The organism is Glycomyces rhizosphaerae, assembly GCF_042647865.1.
GTDB lineage: Bacteria > Actinomycetota > Actinomycetes > Mycobacteriales > Micromonosporaceae > Glycomyces > Glycomyces rhizosphaerae.
The window spans coordinates 881,628-899,556 of record NZ_JBHRWO010000021.1 but is presented as its reverse complement, the minus strand read 5'-3'; the positions used below and the strand labels follow the sequence as shown (position 1 = coordinate 899,556).

Annotated in this window: 16 protein-coding genes, 1 tRNA gene and 3 pseudogenes; 9 read left to right on the top strand and 11 right to left on the bottom strand. The window is 67.9% G+C overall.

Annotated features, from left to right (window positions below):
- Positions 1–48: 48 nt before the first annotated feature.
- From ACFO8M_RS24475 to ACFO8M_RS24465, 3 genes are all read right to left on the bottom strand, one after another.
- Positions 49–1,029 (bottom strand): sugar ABC transporter substrate-binding protein, encoded by a 981-nt coding sequence (locus ACFO8M_RS24475; protein WP_387980394.1) that lies wholly within the window; start codon positions 1,027–1,029, stop codon positions 49–51.
- 61 nt (positions 1,030–1,090) lie between these two features.
- Entirely contained in the window at positions 1,091–2,089 is a 999-nt protein-coding gene (locus ACFO8M_RS24470) for a sugar phosphate isomerase/epimerase family protein (protein ID WP_387980393.1), read from the bottom strand.
- A complete protein-coding gene (locus tag ACFO8M_RS24465; RefSeq protein ID WP_387980391.1) occupies positions 2,086–3,264 on the bottom strand; it encodes a Gfo/Idh/MocA family protein in 1,179 nt (392 codons plus the stop codon). Before ACFO8M_RS24465 ends, ACFO8M_RS24470 begins: the two co-directional genes overlap by 4 nt.
- 287 nt (positions 3,265–3,551) lie before the next feature.
- Between ACFO8M_RS24465 and ACFO8M_RS24460 the strand changes: the two genes are divergently transcribed.
- The gene (locus ACFO8M_RS24460) at positions 3,552–4,586 is read left to right on the top strand and encodes a LacI family DNA-binding transcriptional regulator (RefSeq protein WP_387980389.1); all 1,035 of its coding nucleotides are present in this window, start codon (positions 3,552–3,554) and stop codon (positions 4,584–4,586) included.
- A 27-nt stretch (positions 4,587–4,613) separates the two neighbouring features.
- On the opposite strand, the pseudogene ACFO8M_RS24455 reads toward ACFO8M_RS24460, so the two are convergent.
- A pseudogene (locus ACFO8M_RS24455) lies at positions 4,614–4,967 on the bottom strand (Lrp/AsnC family transcriptional regulator); the annotation flags it as partial.
- 93 nt (positions 4,968–5,060) lie between these two features.
- Here ACFO8M_RS24455 and ACFO8M_RS24450 point away from each other — a divergent pair.
- Both ACFO8M_RS24450 and ACFO8M_RS24445 read left to right on the top strand, forming a co-directional pair.
- Entirely contained in the window at positions 5,061–5,312 is a 252-nt protein-coding gene (locus tag ACFO8M_RS24450) for a LysE family transporter (RefSeq protein WP_387980387.1), read from the top strand.
- 31 nt (positions 5,313–5,343) lie between these two features.
- Positions 5,344–5,865, top strand: coding sequence for an acyl-CoA thioesterase domain-containing protein (locus tag ACFO8M_RS24445; protein WP_387980385.1), 522 nt, complete (start codon positions 5,344–5,346; stop codon positions 5,863–5,865).
- Positions 5,866–5,870: 5 nt separating this feature from the next.
- Here ACFO8M_RS24445 and ACFO8M_RS24440 read toward each other — a convergent pair.
- Positions 5,871–6,098, bottom strand: a pseudogene (locus ACFO8M_RS24440) (hypothetical protein); the annotation flags it as partial.
- A 439-nt stretch (positions 6,099–6,537) separates the two neighbouring features.
- Between ACFO8M_RS24440 and ACFO8M_RS24435 the strand changes: the two are divergent.
- Positions 6,538–6,942: a hypothetical protein gene (locus tag ACFO8M_RS24435; RefSeq protein ID WP_387980384.1), complete on the top strand. Its 405-nt coding sequence runs from the start codon at positions 6,538–6,540 to the stop codon at positions 6,940–6,942.
- 64 nt (positions 6,943–7,006) lie between these two features.
- On the opposite strand, the gene ACFO8M_RS24430 is transcribed toward ACFO8M_RS24435, so the two are convergent.
- On the bottom strand, positions 7,007–8,917 hold the full coding sequence (locus ACFO8M_RS24430; RefSeq protein WP_387980383.1) for a glycoside hydrolase family 127 protein: 1,911 nt from the start codon (positions 8,915–8,917) through the stop codon (positions 7,007–7,009).
- Positions 8,918–9,310: 393 nt separating this feature from the next.
- Between ACFO8M_RS24430 and ACFO8M_RS24425 the strand changes: the two genes are divergently transcribed.
- A complete protein-coding gene (locus ACFO8M_RS24425) occupies positions 9,311–10,330 on the top strand; it encodes a LacI family DNA-binding transcriptional regulator (RefSeq protein ID WP_387980382.1) in 1,020 nt (339 codons plus the stop codon).
- Between the two features lie 178 nt (positions 10,331–10,508).
- Here ACFO8M_RS24425 and ACFO8M_RS24420 read toward each other — a convergent pair whose 3' ends face one another.
- On the bottom strand, positions 10,509–11,189 hold the full coding sequence (locus ACFO8M_RS24420; protein ID WP_387980381.1) for a TetR/AcrR family transcriptional regulator: 681 nt from the start codon (positions 11,187–11,189) through the stop codon (positions 10,509–10,511).
- A 125-nt stretch (positions 11,190–11,314) separates the two neighbouring features.
- On the opposite strand from ACFO8M_RS24420, the gene ACFO8M_RS24415 reads away from it, so the two are divergent.
- On the top strand, positions 11,315–11,968 hold the full coding sequence (locus ACFO8M_RS24415; RefSeq protein ID WP_387980380.1) for an NAD(P)-dependent oxidoreductase: 654 nt from the start codon (positions 11,315–11,317) through the stop codon (positions 11,966–11,968).
- Positions 11,969–12,092: 124 nt separating this feature from the next.
- Entirely contained in the window at positions 12,093–12,776 is a 684-nt protein-coding gene (locus ACFO8M_RS24410; protein ID WP_387980378.1) for an SDR family NAD(P)-dependent oxidoreductase, read from the top strand.
- 319 nt (positions 12,777–13,095) lie between these two features.
- On the opposite strand, the gene ACFO8M_RS24405 is transcribed toward ACFO8M_RS24410, so the two are convergent.
- Entirely contained in the window at positions 13,096–15,000 is a 1,905-nt protein-coding gene (locus ACFO8M_RS24405; protein WP_387980376.1) for a protein-arginine deiminase domain-containing protein, read from the bottom strand.
- 147 nt (positions 15,001–15,147) lie between these two features.
- On the opposite strand from ACFO8M_RS24405, the gene ACFO8M_RS24400 reads away from it, so the two are divergent.
- Together ACFO8M_RS24400 and ACFO8M_RS24395 are read left to right on the top strand one after the other, a co-directional pair.
- Entirely contained in the window at positions 15,148–15,810 is a 663-nt protein-coding gene (locus ACFO8M_RS24400; RefSeq protein ID WP_387980374.1) for a response regulator, read from the top strand.
- Positions 15,807–16,892 (top strand): sensor histidine kinase, encoded by a 1,086-nt coding sequence (locus ACFO8M_RS24395; RefSeq protein ID WP_387980373.1) that lies wholly within the window; start codon positions 15,807–15,809, stop codon positions 16,890–16,892. Before ACFO8M_RS24400 ends, ACFO8M_RS24395 begins: the two co-directional genes overlap by 4 nt.
- 182 nt (positions 16,893–17,074) lie before the next feature.
- Here the strand turns inward: ACFO8M_RS24395 and ACFO8M_RS24390 are convergent, their stop codons facing one another.
- From ACFO8M_RS24390 to ACFO8M_RS24380, 3 genes and pseudogenes are all read right to left on the bottom strand, one after another.
- Positions 17,075–17,413, bottom strand: a complete 339-nt coding sequence (locus ACFO8M_RS24390; RefSeq protein ID WP_387980819.1) for a hypothetical protein — start codon at positions 17,411–17,413, stop codon at positions 17,075–17,077.
- 13 nt (positions 17,414–17,426) lie between these two features.
- A pseudogene (locus ACFO8M_RS24385) lies at positions 17,427–17,805 on the bottom strand (transposase family protein); the annotation flags it as partial.
- Between the two features lie 23 nt (positions 17,806–17,828).
- Positions 17,829–17,902 (bottom strand) — tRNA-Pro (locus ACFO8M_RS24380).
- Positions 17,903–17,929 lie beyond the last annotated feature (27 nt).

Below are 17,929 nucleotides of genomic sequence, written 5' to 3'. Positions count from 1 at the left end.
TTGCTGATCGCCCGAAAAGCAAGGGCGGCCCCTGTCTTGAACCCGGCTTTAGCGAGTGCCGCGCTCGGCGTACTCGGCCACCGCGTCGACGTTGGTCGAGTCCACGAACGACGGTCCGGTCAGGACCGCTTCGCCGCCGCCGAGGGTGTTCCCGTTGGTGGCGTAGAGGACCAGGCCGTTGACCGAGTGGAAGCCCTGCAGATAGGGCTGCTGGTCGATGGCCCACAGGAGGCCGCCGTCCTGGATCGCGCCGACCACTTCGCCGTTGAGGTCGAAGGTGGCGACCTGGGCCTCGGACCCGGCTGCCTCGACCGACTGGATGGCGGTCATGGCGATCGGAGCGCCGAGCGTCATCACGTGCGTGATCGAGGGGTCCTCACGGAGTTTCGCCTCGAGCGTGGACTGGACCGAGGTCATGTCCTCGCCGTCCACGTACAGCTTCTCGGTCTCGCCGCCGAAGCCGGCGATGACGCCGTCGCAGCGAGCCTCCAGTTGCACCTGGCCCTGGGCCTGAAGGACGCACAGGACCTTGCCCGCGCCCTCGGTCTTGAGCCGCTCCCCCGCGGCCTGACCGGAGACGGTCTCGTTCTGGCCGAAGAACATCAGCGCGCCCGAGTCCTGCCAGTTGTCGACCCCGGCGTTGAACTCAACGACCGGGATGCCTGCGTCGATCGCCTCCTGGATCGCCGGGTTGAGGGCGTCCGGGTTCGGGTTCGAGACGGCGATGCCGTCCACGCCGCGGTCGACCGCGTTCTGGATGAGCGTCGCCTGCTCACTGATCTCAATGCTGTTCGAGTACTCGAAGTCGACGCCGTAGTTGTCGGCGGCGTCCTCGGCGCCCTTGCGGATGATGTCCCAGAACGTGTCCCCCGAGGGGGCGTGCGTGATCATGGCGATCGTCATGTCGACGTCGTCGGTGGCCGACTGCTCGTCGGTCTCCCGTCCGCCTTCACTGGAACAGGCCGCTGCGCCAAGTGCGATCGCGGCCACGACGGCCCCGAGTCTCCACTTGAAGGATGTCAGCTTCATCGGTGATCCTTCTTCCTTTACTTTCGTGCGTAATACATGGGCAGAGGTTCCGGAGCGGAACCTAGATTCCGGCCGCAGCGTATGCGGCATTCAAGTTGTCGGCCGCGAGTCGCAGACCCTCGACACGGTCGAAGTGCTGGTCCTCGTGCTCGATGTTGACCGCGATGTCCGGATCGACGGCGTGCAGCGCTTGGAGGAACCGGGTCCAGTAGGCGTTGTCGTGGCCTTGGCCGAGCGCGACGAACTCCCAGGTGGGATTCGCGGGCCATTTGGTGACGGTGTAGCGGCCGCCGACCGGGAGGGGATCGTCCTCCGCCGGGATGCGGGTGAACCGCTCGTCGAGGACGCCGTTGATCTTGACGCTGTCCTCGTAGATTTTGATGTCCTTGGCGGCGGCGTGGAAGATCCACTCGCCGAGGTGCTCGACCACCGCGACCGGGTCCATGCCCTGCCAGAACAGGTGGCTCGGGTCCATCTCGACGCCCACGTGCGTGGAGTCGATCGCCTCGGCGAGACGCAGGAACGTGGCCGGGTTGAAGACCGTGTTGTGCGGGTGCAGCTCGATGGCGATCTTCACGTCGGCGTCCGCGGCGCGGGCCTGGATGTCCTTCCAGAACGGGACCAGGACCTCCCACTGGTACTCGATCGATTCGAGCAGGGCGGTGTTCCAGGGGTTGACCACCCAGTTGACGCGTTCACCGCTCGCTTCGCCCGCCGGAAGGCCCGACATCGTGACGATCCGCTTGACGCCCAAGCGACTCGCGACCTCGATGGAGCGGCGCAGGTCCTCGGCGTGTGCGATCCCGACCTCGGGGTCGGGATGCAGCGGGTTGCCGTTGCAGTTGAGGCCGGTGAGTTCGATGCCGCGCTCGGCGAAGACGCCGAGGTAGTCCTTGGCGGCGTCCTCACTGGACAGGATGGCGTCGATCGGGACGTGCGGGGCTGGCAGGAACCCGCCGGTGTTCACTTCCGCGCTGGTGAGGCCCAGTTCGGCGAGGAGGTCGAGGGCCTGTTCGATCGGACGGTCGTGCAGGCAGGCGGTGTAGGCGCCGAGTTTCATACGATCACGGCCTTTCCGTTGGCGTTGTATGCCTCGACGACCGCGTCGAGGACCTTGAGGTTGTGGAGCCCGTGGGAGAAGGACGGGCAGGGCGGGAGCCGGTCGAAGCCGGCGATCTGCTCCAGGAAGGCGCGGGCCTGGAAGACGAAGCCCTCGTTCTGGCCGTAGCCGACCGAGGGGAAGTCCATCGCCATGCCGCCCTTGAGGTACGGATGCGAGGGCCCGGCGAGGACCTGCCGGTAGCCGATCGAGTCGGCCGGGGCGGTCTGGTCCGCGACGTCAAACTGGGCGGGGCGGTCGAGCTCGAACGCGGCCGAGCCGTTCAGGCTGAAGACGCGGAAACCCAGGGCGTTCGCGGAGCCGAAGGCGACGCGGGAGACCTGGATGGTGCCGGTGGCGCCGCCCGCGAAGGTGAGGTTGAAGGTGGCGATGTCCTCGTTCTCGACTGTCTGGCGTTCATCGGAGAGTGCGACGCCGCCCGCGTGGCCGACGGCCGTCCCGAGCGGGACGGGACGGGTCTTGTTCACCGTGGAGAAGACGGTGCCGCGCACGCTTTCAACAGGGCCACAGAGGAACTCGCCGACGTCGATCACGTGGCTGCCGGTGTCGGCGAGCATGCCCGAGCCGGGACCGCCCTTGTAGCGCCAGCTCATCGGCGCGTTCGGGTCGAAGCCGTAGTCGCACCAGTAGTGGCCCTCGAAATGGCGCACGGGCCCGAGTTCGCCGTTCTCGATGCGGTCGCGGATGGCGTTGATCGCCGGGTTGCGGCGGAAGGTGAAGCCGAGGGCGGCGACGAGGCCGGTCCCTTCGGCGGCGCGGACCATGGCCTGGGCGTCGGCGACGCTCGGGGCCATCGGCTTCTCGCACAGGACGTGCTTGCCGGCCGCGAGCGCAGCTTCGGCGATCTCGCGGTGGAGCGAGTTGGCGACAACGATGCTGACGGCGTCCACGTCAGGAGCGTCGATCACGGCCCGCCAGTCGGTCTCGGCCCGTTCATATCCGTAGCGCTTGGCGGCGTCGACCGCGAAGGGCTCGTGCTTGTCGGCGACCGCGACCAGCCGGATCTCGGGCAGGTCGGTCTCGTACAGCGTCGAGGCCGTCCGGTAACCGGCGGCGTGCGCGCGGCCCGCCATGCCGGCACCGATGACCGCTACGCCGATCGAAGGCTTCCCCATCGAAACTCCTCGTTTTAGAAGGCGATTATTACCGCCATGACCTGGTATTCCGATCCGTCGGTGACCACCGACACTAGACCGGTCTAGGCACAAACCTAGACCGGTCTAGACTCAACGTCAAGGGTTCGACCTAGACCGGTCTATACTTTTCCGCAACGGTTCGATAACGGCATCGAAATACGAGGCGGATTCGAATGCACCGCGGACGAGCGGTGCGACAGGGGATGCGGCAGGCTGGACAACGGCCGATCAGCGTGCTGCACATTTGAACGACGTGGAGAGACGACGTGAACGAGAACAGCCACGAGGCGCAAGGACCCGCGGGACGCCCGACGATGCGCGACGTCGCCGAGCGGGCGGGGGTCTCGAAGGCGCTCGTCTCGCTGGTCTTCCGCGGCGCACCCGGGGCGAGCCCCGAGAACCGCGCGAAAGTGCTCGAGGCCGCCAACGAGATCGGCTACCGGCACAACCGCACCGCGAGCCTCCTCGCCCTGCGGCGCAACCACCTCATCGGCGTCTCGATGATCCTGCGCAACACCTTCCACGCCGAACTGGTCGAGGAGATCCAGGCCGCGGCCGACGAGCGCGGCTACCAGCTAGCACTGAGCCCGCGCTCCCGCACGCACGATGAAGAGCGGTCCATCGAGACGCTGCTGGAACTGCGCTGCGAAGGGCTCATCCTGCTCGGACCCGACATCCCTGCCCCCCGGATCGATGAGCTCGGCCGCCAGTTCCCGCTCGTCGCGGTCGGCCGCCGCCTCAAGTCCGACCGCATCGACCTCGTCCGCACCGCCGATGACAAGGGCATCGAGCAGATCGTCGACCACCTCGTCGAGCTCGGCCACCGCAGCATCGTCCATGTGGACGCGGGCAAGGGCACCATCTCCTCCGACCGGCGCCGCGGCTACCGTAACGCCATGCGCCGCAATGGCCTAGAGGAATTCACTCAGATCATCCCCGGCGATTTCACCGAGGAGGCGGGCCGCCAGGCGGTCGGGGCCATCCTCGAGAACGACCGACGCCCCACCGCGGTCATCGCCGCGAACGACCGCGCTGCCACCGGCCTCCTCGACGGACTCAACCGGGCCGGCCTCGACGTCCCCGGCGACATCTCGATCGCCGGGTACGACAACAGCCTGCTGTCGCAAATGGCCTACATCAACTTGACCACGGTCAGCCAGACCATCCCCCAGCAGGCCGAGCACGCCGTGAACCTCGTGGTCGAGCGTCTCGAAGGCACCAGGACCGTCCCTCGCGACGTGGTCCTGACCCCCAAGCTCATCATCCGCGGCACCACCGGTCCCGCCGGCGCGACCGTTTAACCCGGCCGCAAAGCCGAAGGCCCACGCTCACAACGGAAGCGGCCGGTCCTCCACGACGCTCTTCATGACGAGTGTGGAGGTGAGGCGGAGGACGCCGGGGAGTGTGGAGAGGCGTTCGTCGTAGATCGCCTGGAACTCGGGCAGGTCGCGCGCAATGACACGTAGCAGGTAGTCGGGGTCGCCGAAGAGCCGCTGGGCCTGAATGACATCGGGTACTTCGGCGACCGCCTCCTCGAAGGTGGTGACGGTGCCGCGGTCGGCGGCGGTCATCGTGACGAAGACGAGCGCCTCGAAGTTCAGCCCGAGCGCCTGGGGATCGAGTTGAGCGCGGTAGCCGGTGATCACCCCCGAGGCCTCCAAGGCCCGGAGCCGCCGGTGACAGGCCCTCCGTTCCCGAGGCCGGCCAGGACGAGTCGGGCGACTCCCCGATCCGCCAGGCGCTCAAGGGCGCCGGGTGAGCGGACTGAACCCGAAGTGTTCCTGCTGTTCCTGGCCCTGCTGCCGCAGTTCACCGACCCCGACGCATCCTGGCCGGTCGCGTTGCAGATCATCGTGCTCGGCCTGGTCCACACCGCCACCTGCGCGGTGGTCTACTCGGTGGTGGGCGTGTGCGCCCAGCGGGTGCTGAAAACGCGGCCGACGGCGGCGCGGTGGACCGTCCGAATCTCCGGCGCCGCGCTCATCGTCATCGCCGCCGCGCTCCTGACCGAGCAGTTGGTCGCGTGAGTCCGGTGAGGCGCAAGGGAAGGAACGGCTCGTGACATCGAGTGATGCGTATTTCGAGCGCGAAAGCGAGGACCGGTTTCGGCCCACTCCGCAAGTAGGCGGCGGCTGGAATCCGGCCGAGCAGCACATTTCACCGGCGATCGGGCTCCTCGCCCACGCGATCGAGACCGAGCACGACCGGCGCCGCGGCCATCGCCTCCAGCTCTCGCGCCTGTCGTGCGACATCCTCGGTACCCTCCCTCTCGAAACCGTCGAGGTCGACGTGACCGTGGTGCGTCCCGGCCGGACGATCGAACTCGTCGAGGCTCGCCTCATCCAGGCCGGCCGTACCGCAGTCCTGGCCCGCGCATGGCTCGCCCAGCACTTCGACACCGCATCCCTCAATGCGACCCCGCTGCCGCGGATCCCACCGCCGTCGTCGACAGCGCTGGTGAAGACCGCGCTGAGGACCATTTTGAGCATGCGGCGGTTCGCCACCGAGAGCCCGCCGGCCTTGAGGATGGACAGCCACTGCTTGATGGTCGTCGGAATGATGTCGCTCAGGCGCCGGTGACCGAAGAACGGCAGCAGATGTGCGTGGAGGGCGCAGGTGTAGCCCTCGCGCGTTGAGGCCTCGACGGGGTGGTTGGGCAGCCAGTACCGCAACGCGTACTCCCCGAAAAGGATCCCGTCACCGAAGCAGGCGCCAGCCGGGCCCGAGGTGGTCGTATCGGGCGGTTCTCCCCCGCCGAAGGGACGCAGTGCCCCGGGCTGCGGTGGTGGGGTGTCGATGCCGTGGATAGCCATCGCGTAGAGCGCCGAGCGCTGGGCTCGGCGATTGGTCAGCATGCTCATGCCGTTCTCGCCTCCATTCATGCGACCAGCTCCTGTATCGCCGGTCTGCGGAGGGGACGGATCGGTCCAGCATCTATGACGAGAAATGCGACAGAACCACAGATGTTCACCTGTTCGGGTGTAGACACGGCCGCACTTGAACCCGCCACCCTTTGGCGTCCTGACAAGTGCGAGCGGCGGACCCTACCGGAACAACAACGCAGCGTTTCCGCAGGTTACACGATTGCGGGCGTGGCAGTGTCACTTGAACCTGCCGCCCTTTAACCACGTCCAGAGTGGGCGAAAATCGTCCATAAACGACGAAACCCAGGTCAGAGAAACCTCTCTGACCTGGGCATTTGTCGGCCTAACACTCGCTTATTCGAACCCAAACCCCCAGCTAGACGGCCTGTTGAAACGCCTGACCGGCCCCTCGCCCGCCCGCGGCCCCGAAACCGGCCCGTTGGCCCCCGAATCCCCCGGCGAACCGCCCCCGGTCGCGTACCCGCCAGCACCCTCACGAGCCCTCGGAAAGCGCCTCTCCCCCACCGACCGCGACACCCTCGTCGCCGCCTTCAACGCCGGCGCCAGCCAGCAGCACCTCGCCACCGAATACGGCATCAGCATCCGAAGTGTCAAACGCCTCGTCCACGGCAACTCCAACCGGCCCCAAGCCACCAACAACCGCCTCACCCCCGACCAACGCCACACCATCGTCCGCGCCTACGCAACCGTCGGCACCACCCAAGCCGAACTCGCCCGCGCATATGGTGTCGACATCAGCACCATCAAACGCATCCTCCGCGAACACCGATAGGCACGAAAGCCAAGAGCCACTGGTTCGTGTTGGGGCAGGCCGAATCGGCCTGCCCCACCTGGGATTAGTGGCCGGCGGCGGTTTCGCGAAGCCAGACGGCCATGGTGGATTTGCCGCGGTTGGCCCACGAGAAATAGGGCACGGCGCGGATGCTCGTAGGTTCGGCCTTCGGTGCGTCGGTGCTGTAGAGCGCGTCGCCGCTCTGGCGTTCGCAGACACCCTCGACGGTGACGGTGTCGAGGTTGGAGCTGCTGTCGTGTTCGATGCGGAGTTCGGCGTCGGGCCGGATCGTCAGGGCCGGGACGGCACCGGCGTTGTCGATGCCTTCGGCGCAGTAGATGATCGGGCCGTTCTGGAGGGCGACCTTGCCGAGGACGGCGGCGACCTTCTGGTTGGCGCGCACCCGCTTGGGGGACATGCCCAGGTCGAGGTCGATGACGGTGCCCGGGGCCCAGGTGCGGGCCAGGTGCAGGTAGCCGTCCTCGATGGTGGTGTCGACTTCGGTGCCGTCGATGGTGAGCGTCGGGCCGTCTGACCAGTCCGGGAGGCGCAGCTTGAGCGTGAGGTCGGTGTCGTGGTCGGCCTCGAGGGTGAGGCGGACGCGTCCGTCCCAGGGGTAGTCGGTGGCCTGGGCGAGGCGGATGGTCTGACCGCCGTGTTCGAGGCGGGCGCTGCCGGCGATGTAGAGGTTGACCACGAGTCCGGTCGGGTCGGTGGCGTAGATGTAGTGCTCGAGGGAGGCCAGGAGGCGGGCGAGGTTGGGCGGGCAGCAGGCGCAGCCGAACCATTCGGAGCGTTCGACGGAGCCGTCGCTGGCGAGCGGGTTGCCGTAGAAGTAGCGGGTGCCGTCGGCGGAGATGCCGGAGAGGACGCCGTTGTACAGGGCCCGTTCGAGGACGTCGGCGTACTTCGCCTCGCCGGTCAGCAGCGTCATGCGCTGGGCCCACATGACCAGGCCGATCGCAGCGCACGTCTCGGCGTAGCCGTCGCGGTCGGGGAGGTGGTAGGCGGGGCCGAAGCCTTCGATCTCATGGAGTGCGCCGAGGCCGCCGGTGACGTACAGCTTGGTGCCGACCATGTCGTCCCATAGCCGTTCGCATGCTGCGGTGAGGGTCGCGTCGCCGGTCTCGGCGGCGAGGTCGGCCATGGCGGTGTAGAGGTACATGGCGCGGACGGCGTGCCCGACGGTCTCGGTCTGCTCGCGGACGGGCAGGTGGGTCTGGTTGTACTGGCGGAACCAGTCGACGCGGCGGACGCGGTCTTGGAGAAAGGTGCCGAAGTAGCCCTCGGTGCCGCGGCGTTCGCATTCGGCATCGAAGTAATACGGCTGGGTGCCGCGGTTATCGACCAGGCGCAGTGCCAGGTCGAGGTAGCGGCGCTCGCCGGTGGCACGGTAGAGCTTGACGAGGGCCAGTTCGATCTCCTCGTGGCCGTCGTAGCCGCCCTCGCAGGATCCGCCGGGACCGAATTCGCGGTCGATGAGGTCGGCGTAGCGGCGCACGATGTCCAGCAGCGTCGTCTTGCCGGTGGCTTCATGGTGCGCGACGCCGGCTTCGATGAGGTGACCGGCGCAGTACAGCTCGTGGGCGTCGCGCAGGTCAGTGAACCGCTGACCGGGTTTGACGACGGTGAAGTAGACGTTCAGGTAGCCGTCGTCCTGCTGGGCGCCGGACAGGAGCGCGATCGCCTCGTCCACGGCCGCATCGAGGTCGGGGTCCTCTTCGCGTGCGAGGACGTAGCTGGCGGCCTCGATCCACTTGGCGACGTCGGACTCCCAGAAGATGTGCGGCTCGCCCGCAACTCCGGGCTTCCATTCCAGTTTGAGGGCCTCGAATTGCCCGCCTGTGCGCAGCTGGTGCTCTTGATGGGGGAGGGACTTGGTGCGGACGGTCTCGCGGTGCGGGGCCCAAAACGCGTCCTCGATGGTGACGTCGGGGATCGGCAGCGGGGTGCGGCGGGAGTGGTGGCTGGACATGTGTTTCCTTTCGAGTGGTGGTCAGCGCGGTTGTGCCGCGCGCTGGCGCCCTTCCAGATCGTTGCGGCTGGCGAAATCGTTCACGATCGCCTTCTTCTCGTTTCGATGCCTCAGCACGTAAGCGAAAAGGATTTCGAACGCTCCGAATGGCCGGCGGAGCTGAACAGGGCTGCGCTCGCTTCGGCGATGCCATATGTCATGAATCGCCTGTGAGATGCGGTTGTCTGTCGCATGACAGTCGGGCGAGGGGCGGTGCATCTCATGATGAGCCTCCTAGGTGTGCGGAGCGGTCCCGTAGGTGTCCTTCGCGGTGCGGGGAAGTTTCGAAAAGGTTTTCGAGGATGCTAGACTGTCGATCGACCGCCTGTCAAGCCGCCCCCGAAAAGGAGCCCGATGTCCGAGGAGCCGCGAGCGCGCGCGACGTTGACGGACGTGGCGAAAGCGGCCGGCGTCAGCGTCGGCACCGCCTCCAAGGCGCTCAATGACCGCTTCGACGTCAAAAGCGAGACCAAGGCCCGCGTGCAGCGAGCGGCCGCCGATCTCAACTTCCGGCCCAACGCCCTCGCCCGGGGCCTGTTGGCCGGGCGCACGCAATCGGTAGGCATCGTCACCAACGACCTCGACGGGCGCTTCGCACCAAAGATTGTGGTGGGCGTGGAGAACGCGCTCGGCGCCGACCAGTCCAGCGTCCTGCTCTCCATCACCCGAGGCGACCCCGCGCTGGAGGCCCACTACATCCGCGGGTTCCAGGAGCGCAGGGTGGACGGCATCCTCATCGTCGGCAACATCCCCGAGTCCCGGCCCCCCGCTCAGGACCTCCACGACACCCCCGCGGTCTACGTCTTCGCGCCCTCCTCCGACCCCCGCGACGCCTCAGTCATCGCCGACAACCTCGCCGCCGGCACCATGGCGACCAAACACCTCACCGACCTCGGCCGCCGCGACATCTTCCACCTGGGCGGCAGGCCCGGCGAAGTCGCCGCTCGCGACCGCGCCGAAGGCACCCGATCGCAGCTCACTGCCGCTGGACTCCCGGTCAGCCCCTTCCAGATCCTCTACGGCGACTGGTCCGAGCAATGGGGCTGGGATGCCGTCGGCGGGATCCTCGCCTCAGGAGCCGCCGTCGACGGCCTCGTCTGCGGCGACGACACGATCGCCCGCGGCGCCATCGACCGCCTTCTGGCCGAGGGCATCACCATCCCCGACCAGGTCGCCGTCGTCGGCTTCGACAACCGCCCCGTCCTCGCCCAGTACGGACGCCACCCCATCACCAGCGTCGACATGGAACTCGAGGCCATCGGCTCACGCGCTGCTCAAGCGCTCATGACCGGCCACCCCGCCCCCGGCGTCCTCGCCCACCCCGGCCACGTCGCCGCTCGCTGGTCCACCCTCGGCACCGCCAACCAGCGCTGAACAGCCGACTTGCCGCAGAGGCGCGTGGTACAGACGGTGTGGAATGGCCCAGGCCCACTCTCGACATCATCTTGGGCAGGCGGGCCGGACGAAGGCTACGCGTTGGTGGTGGCCAGAAGGTCGGCATTGGAAACGCACTCGTCCGGCATGACGGCGACCAGCTCGGAGGTCCAGGTAGTCAGTCGGCGCCGCCGAGGCGGAGCATGGCGCGGTAGAGCTGTTGGGCGGTCAGGGGCGGTTCGGGGAGTGGGTGGGCGCGGTCGGCGCGGAAGCCGTCGAGCATCAGGTGCAGGTGGCGGCGCCAGGCATGCGGGGCGATCCCGTCGGTCGCCTCGATGATCCGGCTGTGGGACCAGATGATGAAAGCGAGGTCCTCAGGCGCCAGGTCGGGTCGTAGGCTGCCCTGTTCTTTCGCCCGTTCGACAATGCGCACGCCGAGGTCATGAATCCGGGTCTGCTGGCCGGCCAGGCAGGCGTTCTCCGGCAGCCGGATCGAGACGAAGTCGTTGAAACCCCGGTCACGGGCCTGAAGCTCGCACATGGTTTCCAGGAACAGGCACAGCCCTTCCCACGCGTCCTCCATGTTCAGCGCCTGCTCGGCGGCGGCGACCCAGATCGCGAGCTTGCTGGCGAAGACCTCCTGCACCAGGTCGAGCCGGGCGGGGAAGTGTTTGTAGAGCGTGCCGATGGCCACCCCGGCGCGCTTGGCGACCTGCTCCAGCGACGCCTTCATCCCGTGCTCGGCGAACATGGCCCGGGCTGCGGCAAGCAGCGAGTCGCGGTTGCGCTGCGCGTCCCGACGCAGCGGCCGGGCGGGCGCGGAGGCTGTGGTCGCGGCCGGTACGGGTTCAGGAGGCATACTCCGCAGCTTACCAACTTGAGGGGGGACTCGACTTCCGTGCTACGCTCGCCCCGAAAGGTGAGGCACCCCTCGTGTTGTTTGGCAGTGCCCCGCTTCGGCTCGGACCAGGCTCGGGGGACTTGATGAAACTGACCATCTTCGGCGCCAGCGGGCGCACTGGCACGCACCTGGCCGAGCAGGCGCTCGCCGCGGGCCACGACGTGGTGGCGTTCATCCGAAATCCGGCGAAGCTCACCTTGCGCCACGAACGGCTGCGGATCGCGCAGGGCGAACTGACCGACGAGGTGGCCGTTGAGGACGCTGTCCGCGGCGCCGACGCCGTCCTCGCCGCCCTGAGACCCAAGATCTTCGGCGGGCCACGGGACCTGCCCCTCGCGTCAGGAACAGGGACCATCCTGGCCGCGATGCGCACCCACGGCGTCCGCAGGCTCGTCTACAGCTGGGGGCCGAGCATCTTGATTCCCCGCAACCCCCTGCTGCGCGCGTTGCGCGGCGCGAGCTTCGCTCTGTTCAGGCTGCTGCCCGCCACCCGCCCCATGGTCAACGAGTCGGCCGCGGTGGGCGAAGCCATTCGCAGCTCGGATCGCGACTGGACCATCGTGGCCGTCACCGCGCCTGACGACACGCCTGGATCGGGAAGTGTCAAGGTGCGCACCGCGACCGGATCCGGGGACCGGGTCGGCTCGCGCATCTCCCGGGCCGACCTCGCGGAGTTCATGCTCACTCAGGCCGATGACCCGCGATACGCGCGGCAGGAGTTGCGGATCAGCAACTGACACCGGCCCTGCACGCCGCCGAGCGCCTGCCCCGCCTGCATCTCTTCCGCCTCACCAACTCAAGCAGTCCTCGGTTCCACCGAATCCCGCTGTTCACAACGCTGTTCTCATCGAAGGAGAAGTCATGCCTACCATCGCCATCATGGGTGCCGGTCCCGGAATGGGGCTCGCCATCGCCCAGGCCTTCGGCAAGGAAGGCCACCGGGTCGCGCTGCTGTCGCGTAGTCCAGCCAAGCTGGACCCGGTCGTGGCCGAACTGACCGGCCAGGGCATCGAAGCGGCGGTCTTCGCCGCCGACGTACTCGACCGGCCATCGATCGTCTCCGGCCTCGCGGCGGTCAGGCAGCGATTCGGGCAGATCGACGTCTTCGAGTACTCGCCGGCCAACCCGACACTGCCGGCGGCTTCCTCCACCGAGCTGACTCATGACAACGTGCAGATCCAGCTCGACTTCTACGTGCACGGTGCCGTGGCGGCGGTCAACCAGGTGCTTCCGGAGATGCTCGCCCGAGGCTCGGGCACGATCCTGTTCACCACCGGCGCCTCGTCCGTGCACCCGGAACTCGGTCACGACATGTTCGGCAACATCGCCCCTGCCGCGGCGTGGCTGCGCAACTGGGCCCACGGTCTACACGCCGCCGCCGCTCCCCGAGGAGTACAGGTCGGCCACATAGCGATCGGCGCGTGGATCGGCCGCCAGCCGGGCGCCACCGCACCGGAAGAGATCGCGCCGCTGTACTGGGAGCTGCACACCCAACACGACCAGGTCGAGAAGGTCTTCTTCCCCAGCGACCAACCCGCGTCCTGAGCACACAGCGACAGCACCGAGGCCATGGACGAGCTGGGCGACCAGGCTTTCAGGGCATGCGGTGTCCGGCCCCGAACTGGAGTCGGACACCGCATGGGCGGCTGGGTCAGACGGCCGACCAGCCGCCGTCAACGGGGGCACGACTTCGAGCCAGGGGTGGGTCGGCGACCTGACCTGGATCGAGAAGACCCAGGTTCGCCCGAGCAGTCTTGCCGACAGGCCGGAAACCCGAGAGTTTCCGGCCCAGTTCGCTACCACATGCGGGAATGGTCGCACCATCGCCGCTACGCAGAGCAGTCGGTGCCCGCTCAGGTCCCGACTACTGCTCCCACCAGGAAGTCGCCATGGTGCGCAGCGTGTTGGTGCCGCAGTGGACTTCGCCGCCCATCACATGGTGGCTGTCCCAGTCGTCGATCCATTGCACGGTCATCCCCGCGTCGGCGTAAGCGCGCGAGACGGCTTCAGCGAAGATGTCAGTGCCGTCCACGACCGGTCCCCACTGCTGCGGGGCGAGGTAGTCGGTGCCGATGACGATGCCGTTGATCGCCCCCGGCACGTAAGCGGCGGCCCAGCCGTGGTCCGGGTCGTCCGGTCCCCGGTCGTCGTTCGCGAACCCCGGCGGCATCTCGAACTCCTCCGCGCCCTCGTCGGAAGGCTCACCCTCGGCGGGCGCCTCTTCGCTCGCACCGGCATCGGAGAAGAACGCCATGTCCTCGAACAGCGCCGGGATGCGCACCACCTCGTCGGCGCCGACCCCGGTCTCCTTGAGCAGGACTTCCAGGTTCTCCTCGATGTGCGACGCCGCGCTCTCGTTCTGCGCGAGGGCATCGGCGTCGGCCAGGTACTCGTCGATCGTCCGCTTCGGCGGCTCGGGGAAGAAGGAGTCGGAGCCTCCCTCCTGGACCGGGCGGGAGTTCGTCAACGCGTCCCCGTGCCCGGCCGCCTGCGCATCCTCGAGGACCTTGCGGCCCACGGCCGGGTCCATGACCGCGATCGTCCAGCCCCGTTCATTGTCGGCTGGCAGGAACTGGACGAACTCGTCCACGTGCCCGATGCCGAGCCAGTTGGAGTCGAGCACGATCGGGTCCTGCGCGCCCTGCGCCTGGAAGAACTCAAGCGACGCCGGCAGTTTCTGTCCCTGGGCGCCGGTGATGATCCGGCCCGCCGGGTAGGAGACCCCGTTGAGCTCGTACGGCGGGGTGGTCTCGACGTTGCCCATCGAGTTCACCTCGTCGCGCCGGCCCTCCTCGAACTGGATGGCGCCGACACCGGGCCCGCGCAGCTCGAACACCTGGCGTCCGGCCTCGCGCACGGTCTGCGGCGAGCGGATGATGATCCGGATCGACGTGACCGTCCCGTCCGGGCCCGGCATCGTCGCGTAGCCCGGCTCCATGTAGTCCTGCGCCCACTGGTCCCACGGCGCGTTCAGCGCGATCGGATCGGGCTGCCCGATCACCCCCGTCCGCTCGGTCAGGTCCGCGACGAACCTCGTCTGCTCCGGACTGCCAGGGTCCGAGGAGGTGACGACCTGCTCGACCTCCTGCAGGTGGTGATGGGTGAGGACCGGCGCGACGCGCATCTGCACCTCGTCGGTGTCGTCCATGAGCCCCTGCTCGACGGTGAACCGCACCGTGACCGTGCCGTCCCACTCGCCCGGGCGGATCACGTCGCGTCCGTCGATGCCGAGCACGAGACCGGCCGCGAGCTCGTCGCGGGTCAGCTCCGTGGACTCGTCGACGAAGACCCATTCGCCGCCCCGCTCCAGGAACAACCGAGCCTTGTCGGCGCCGTCTCCCACGAGCGCGACCGTGCCGGTGGCGTCGCCGTCGAGGTCGTCGATCGGCATGGTGCGCAGCGGCGCAAAGTTCTCCGTCGCCCTGGGCACGTCGTCGTTCGCGTCGTGGATCGCCGCGAGCTCCGCGTCGCTCAACCCCGCGTTGGCCGGGTCGCTCGGCCTGCCGCGTCCGGCGCTGTCACCGATGTTCGGCAGGAAGACCGCGCCACGCTCCTCCGTCCACTCGCCCTTGCCCTCGACATCGCTGTCGCCCTCGACGTCCACGACACCGTCCCGGTTCGTGTCAGCGCGCAGGTCCGCGACGCCCTGCCCGGCCAGGGCCCAGGGGACTGCGATCACGACCGCCGCGACAGCGACGGCCCCGGCCACCAGGCCGCCGATCACCGCCGTCCGCTTCCGGCGCACCGGGGGTTCCTCTTCGTTCGCCATGAGACTGCTCCAAACTGTTCGTCTGGATACAAACTGCTCGAACGCACCGGCCGGACTCATCGGCCGATCGGGTACGGTCGCGTCCGACCGGGTGGGGTCGCGGCCTGAGAGGTCCGACTTTCGTCGGACGGCTCCTAAGATGGGACCATGCCCGACTCCGCGCCGATCCGCCTCGTCATCGTCGACGACGAGGCCCTGATCCGATCAGGGTTCGAGTACATCCTCGGTGCCGCTCACGACATCAAGGTCGTCGCGACGACCGACGGGTACAACGCGGTCAAGGTCATCGAGGCACACCGGCCCGACGTCGTGCTCCTGGACATCCGGATGCCCGGACGCTCCGGGCTCGACGTCCTCACCGACCTGCGCCGGCGCGGCAGCACCACCACGGTCGCCATGCTCACCACGTTCGGGTCCGACAAGCACGTCGCCGCCGCGCTGGCCGCGGGCGCGGCCGGGTTCTTCCTCAAGGACACCGATCCCGAGCAGCTCCCGCAGCTCGTGCGCACCCTCCACGGCGGCGGGGTGGTGTTCTCGCCTGCGGTGAGCCGCACGGTGATCGCCGGATACCTCCGGCCGAAGGCCCCTGACGATGTCAGGCTCGTCGGGAAGCTCACCGACCGCGAGCGCACGATCCTCATCCGCCTGGCGACCGGCGCGTCCAACGCGGAGATCGCTCAGCAGCTCTACCTGAGCCCGGCGACGGTGAAGGCGCACATCAGCACCATCCTCAGAAAGCTCGAAGTCGAAGGCCGCGTCGCCGCCGCGCTCGTCGCCGAACGCGCCGGGCTGCTGCGCGTGGCGCCATGAGCCTGCGCCGCATCGCGATCGAATCGTCGATCGTCGCAGTGGCACTCATCGACGGCGTGCTCGGCCTGTACCGGCACGGGGCGGTGGAACTCGCGCTCACCGTCGTCGCCGCCCTCGGCCTCGTCCTGCGCCGCCGATGGCCCTGGGCCAGTGTGCTGCTCGCACTTCCTGCACTGTTCGTCGTGGGCGGGCCGACCGCCGCGGTCATCGCTCTGTACTCTCTCGCCGCCTCGACCAGCTCGATACCCGTCCTCGCGATCGCCGGGAGCGCCGTCTTCCTCGGTCTGAGCGGGTTCTGGGTGTACTTCGCATCGGTCAACACGACGCTGATCTTCGCGGTCTACGCCCTCATGACCGCCGGAGGCGCCATCGCGATCGGGCAACTGCAGCGCACCCGGCACATGCTCAAATCCAGCCTCGCCGCGCTCCGCGAGGCCCGCGAGCACGAGCACGGGCGGATCGCCCAGGAAGCGGCCGCGACCGAACGCGCCCACCTCGCCCGGGAGATGCACGACGTCGTCTCCAACCAGGTCAGCCTCATCGCCGTCCAATCCGGTGGCCTGCAAGTGCGCTCAGAGGACCCGACCACCGTCGAGACCGCCCGGAGGATCCGCACCCTCGCGGCCGCGACCCTCGACGAACTCCGCCAGATGGTGCTGCTGCTGCGCGACAGCGACGCGCCGGTGTCCGACCTCGCCCCTCCGCCCACCGTCGACCGGCTCCGCGAACTGCTCGCCGAACAGGACCTGCCGATCGAATCCCACCTGGACCTCCCGGACGACCTCGCCCCGGCGATCCAGCGCGCCGTCTACCGGACCGTCCAAGAAGGACTCACCAACATCCGCAAGCACGCCCCGGGGGCCCGCGTCCGCATCACCGCGACCGCCGACGCCCAAGGCATCCTCGTCGAAGTCTCGAACTCGCCCGCGACCGAACCGCCTGACGAACCGCTGCCCTCTGCCGCGACAGGCCACCTCGGACTCGCCGAACGCGCCGCCAATCTCGGCGGCACACTAGTAGCCGAATCACTCCCGGACGGCTCACACCTCTTGCGCATGCGCATCCCGCACTACCGGCGATAGCCAAGGGGCAGCCCAACCGCCTTCATACTCGCCTCCGCGGCCCCGGTGGGCCCATGTTCGCCCAGACGACTCGAGTGCAGCCTTTCCTCACTGTCTGACCCGGAGGTCGGGCCGTCGACGGGTCATTTGTCCGGCCGGAGGCCCGACCAGCCTCCTGTGGGCACGCTCGACCACCGACGAGTTCACCACGACTCCATCGCATGTCGGATCACCGCCGCGAGTTCCTGCACGACCTGGTCGACGGGGTCGCCCGCGATTATGGCGGCTTCAGCCTTGCCCACGACCCGCCATACTGTCCGCATCTGAGGGAATGCCGGCATCATGTTGCCAACCTGGCACTCCGCCTGCAGCATGGCTACGACCGAGTCGTGCGGCACGAGGTCGACAAGCGCGACCAGTGCGTCCAGCCCAGCCATCAGCGCCTCCATGACATCGACCCGGGAGAGGTAGTCCGGAACGAAATCGTGTCCAATGAGCTTCGTGCGCCCGCGCCGCGAGACGAACATGCCGTTGAGACTCACGAAAGGGAGCGGACCGGTAGTTCCTGCTCGGCGCGGCGATCGACCGGTCCCGCGTGGGCACCAGCGTGCCGTCCACGATCAGCACGGGTTTCTTGGTGAATCGTCTGCGCGGACGCAAGACCAACTTCGGCCAGGTCATCGATGATCCGGTCGGCGGCGGATTTCGAGATGCCGAACAAGGGCACGAGCTGGCACAAGGTGAGGTTGGTCCGCCAGTAGGAGACCACCAGCAGCAGTCGGTAGGACAGCGGCAGGGCCGACCAGGACGAGGCGCGTTTGGGCCAGATCTCGTTGAGCACCAAGCGATCTCGCGGCGAGTACAACGAAAGGAACTCATGCAAGATGAGTCCATCTCGCACGAGTTCCCTTGCCGCACAATGAATATGAATCATATTCATACTCGTATATATAGTTGTCGGGCTGACAGGACTTGAACCTGCGACCCCTTGACCCCCAGTCAAGTGCGCTACCAAGCTGCGCCACAGCCCGTTTTCCGCCGCGTTGTCCGCAGCGGTG

What these genes read in the sequence shown, in the direction of transcription:
- ACFO8M_RS24410 (WP_387980378.1), top strand. Translation starts at nt 12,093, where the DNA reads ATGCCTACCATCGCCATCATGGGTGCCGGTCCCGGAATGGGGCTCGCC.
- ACFO8M_RS24430 (WP_387980383.1), bottom strand. Translation starts at nt 8,917, where the DNA reads ATGTCCAGCCACCACTCCCGCCGCACCCCGCTGCCGATCCCCGACGTC.
- ACFO8M_RS24465 (WP_387980391.1), bottom strand. Translation starts at nt 3,264, where the DNA reads ATGGGGAAGCCTTCGATCGGCGTAGCGGTCATCGGTGCCGGCATGGCG.
- ACFO8M_RS24415 (WP_387980380.1), top strand. Translation starts at nt 11,315, where the DNA reads ATGAAACTGACCATCTTCGGCGCCAGCGGGCGCACTGGCACGCACCTG.
- ACFO8M_RS24420 (WP_387980381.1), bottom strand. Translation starts at nt 11,189, where the DNA reads ATGCCTCCTGAACCCGTACCGGCCGCGACCACAGCCTCCGCGCCCGCC.
- ACFO8M_RS24405 (WP_387980376.1), bottom strand. Translation starts at nt 15,000, where the DNA reads ATGGCGAACGAAGAGGAACCCCCGGTGCGCCGGAAGCGGACGGCGGTG.
- ACFO8M_RS24425 (WP_387980382.1), top strand. Translation starts at nt 9,311, where the DNA reads ATGTCCGAGGAGCCGCGAGCGCGCGCGACGTTGACGGACGTGGCGAAA.
- ACFO8M_RS24400 (WP_387980374.1), top strand. Translation starts at nt 15,148, where the DNA reads ATGCCCGACTCCGCGCCGATCCGCCTCGTCATCGTCGACGACGAGGCC.
- ACFO8M_RS24470 (WP_387980393.1), bottom strand. Translation starts at nt 2,089, where the DNA reads ATGAAACTCGGCGCCTACACCGCCTGCCTGCACGACCGTCCGATCGAA.
- ACFO8M_RS24395 (WP_387980373.1), top strand. Translation starts at nt 15,807, where the DNA reads ATGAGCCTGCGCCGCATCGCGATCGAATCGTCGATCGTCGCAGTGGCA.
- ACFO8M_RS24475 (WP_387980394.1), bottom strand. Translation starts at nt 1,029, where the DNA reads ATGAAGCTGACATCCTTCAAGTGGAGACTCGGGGCCGTCGTGGCCGCG.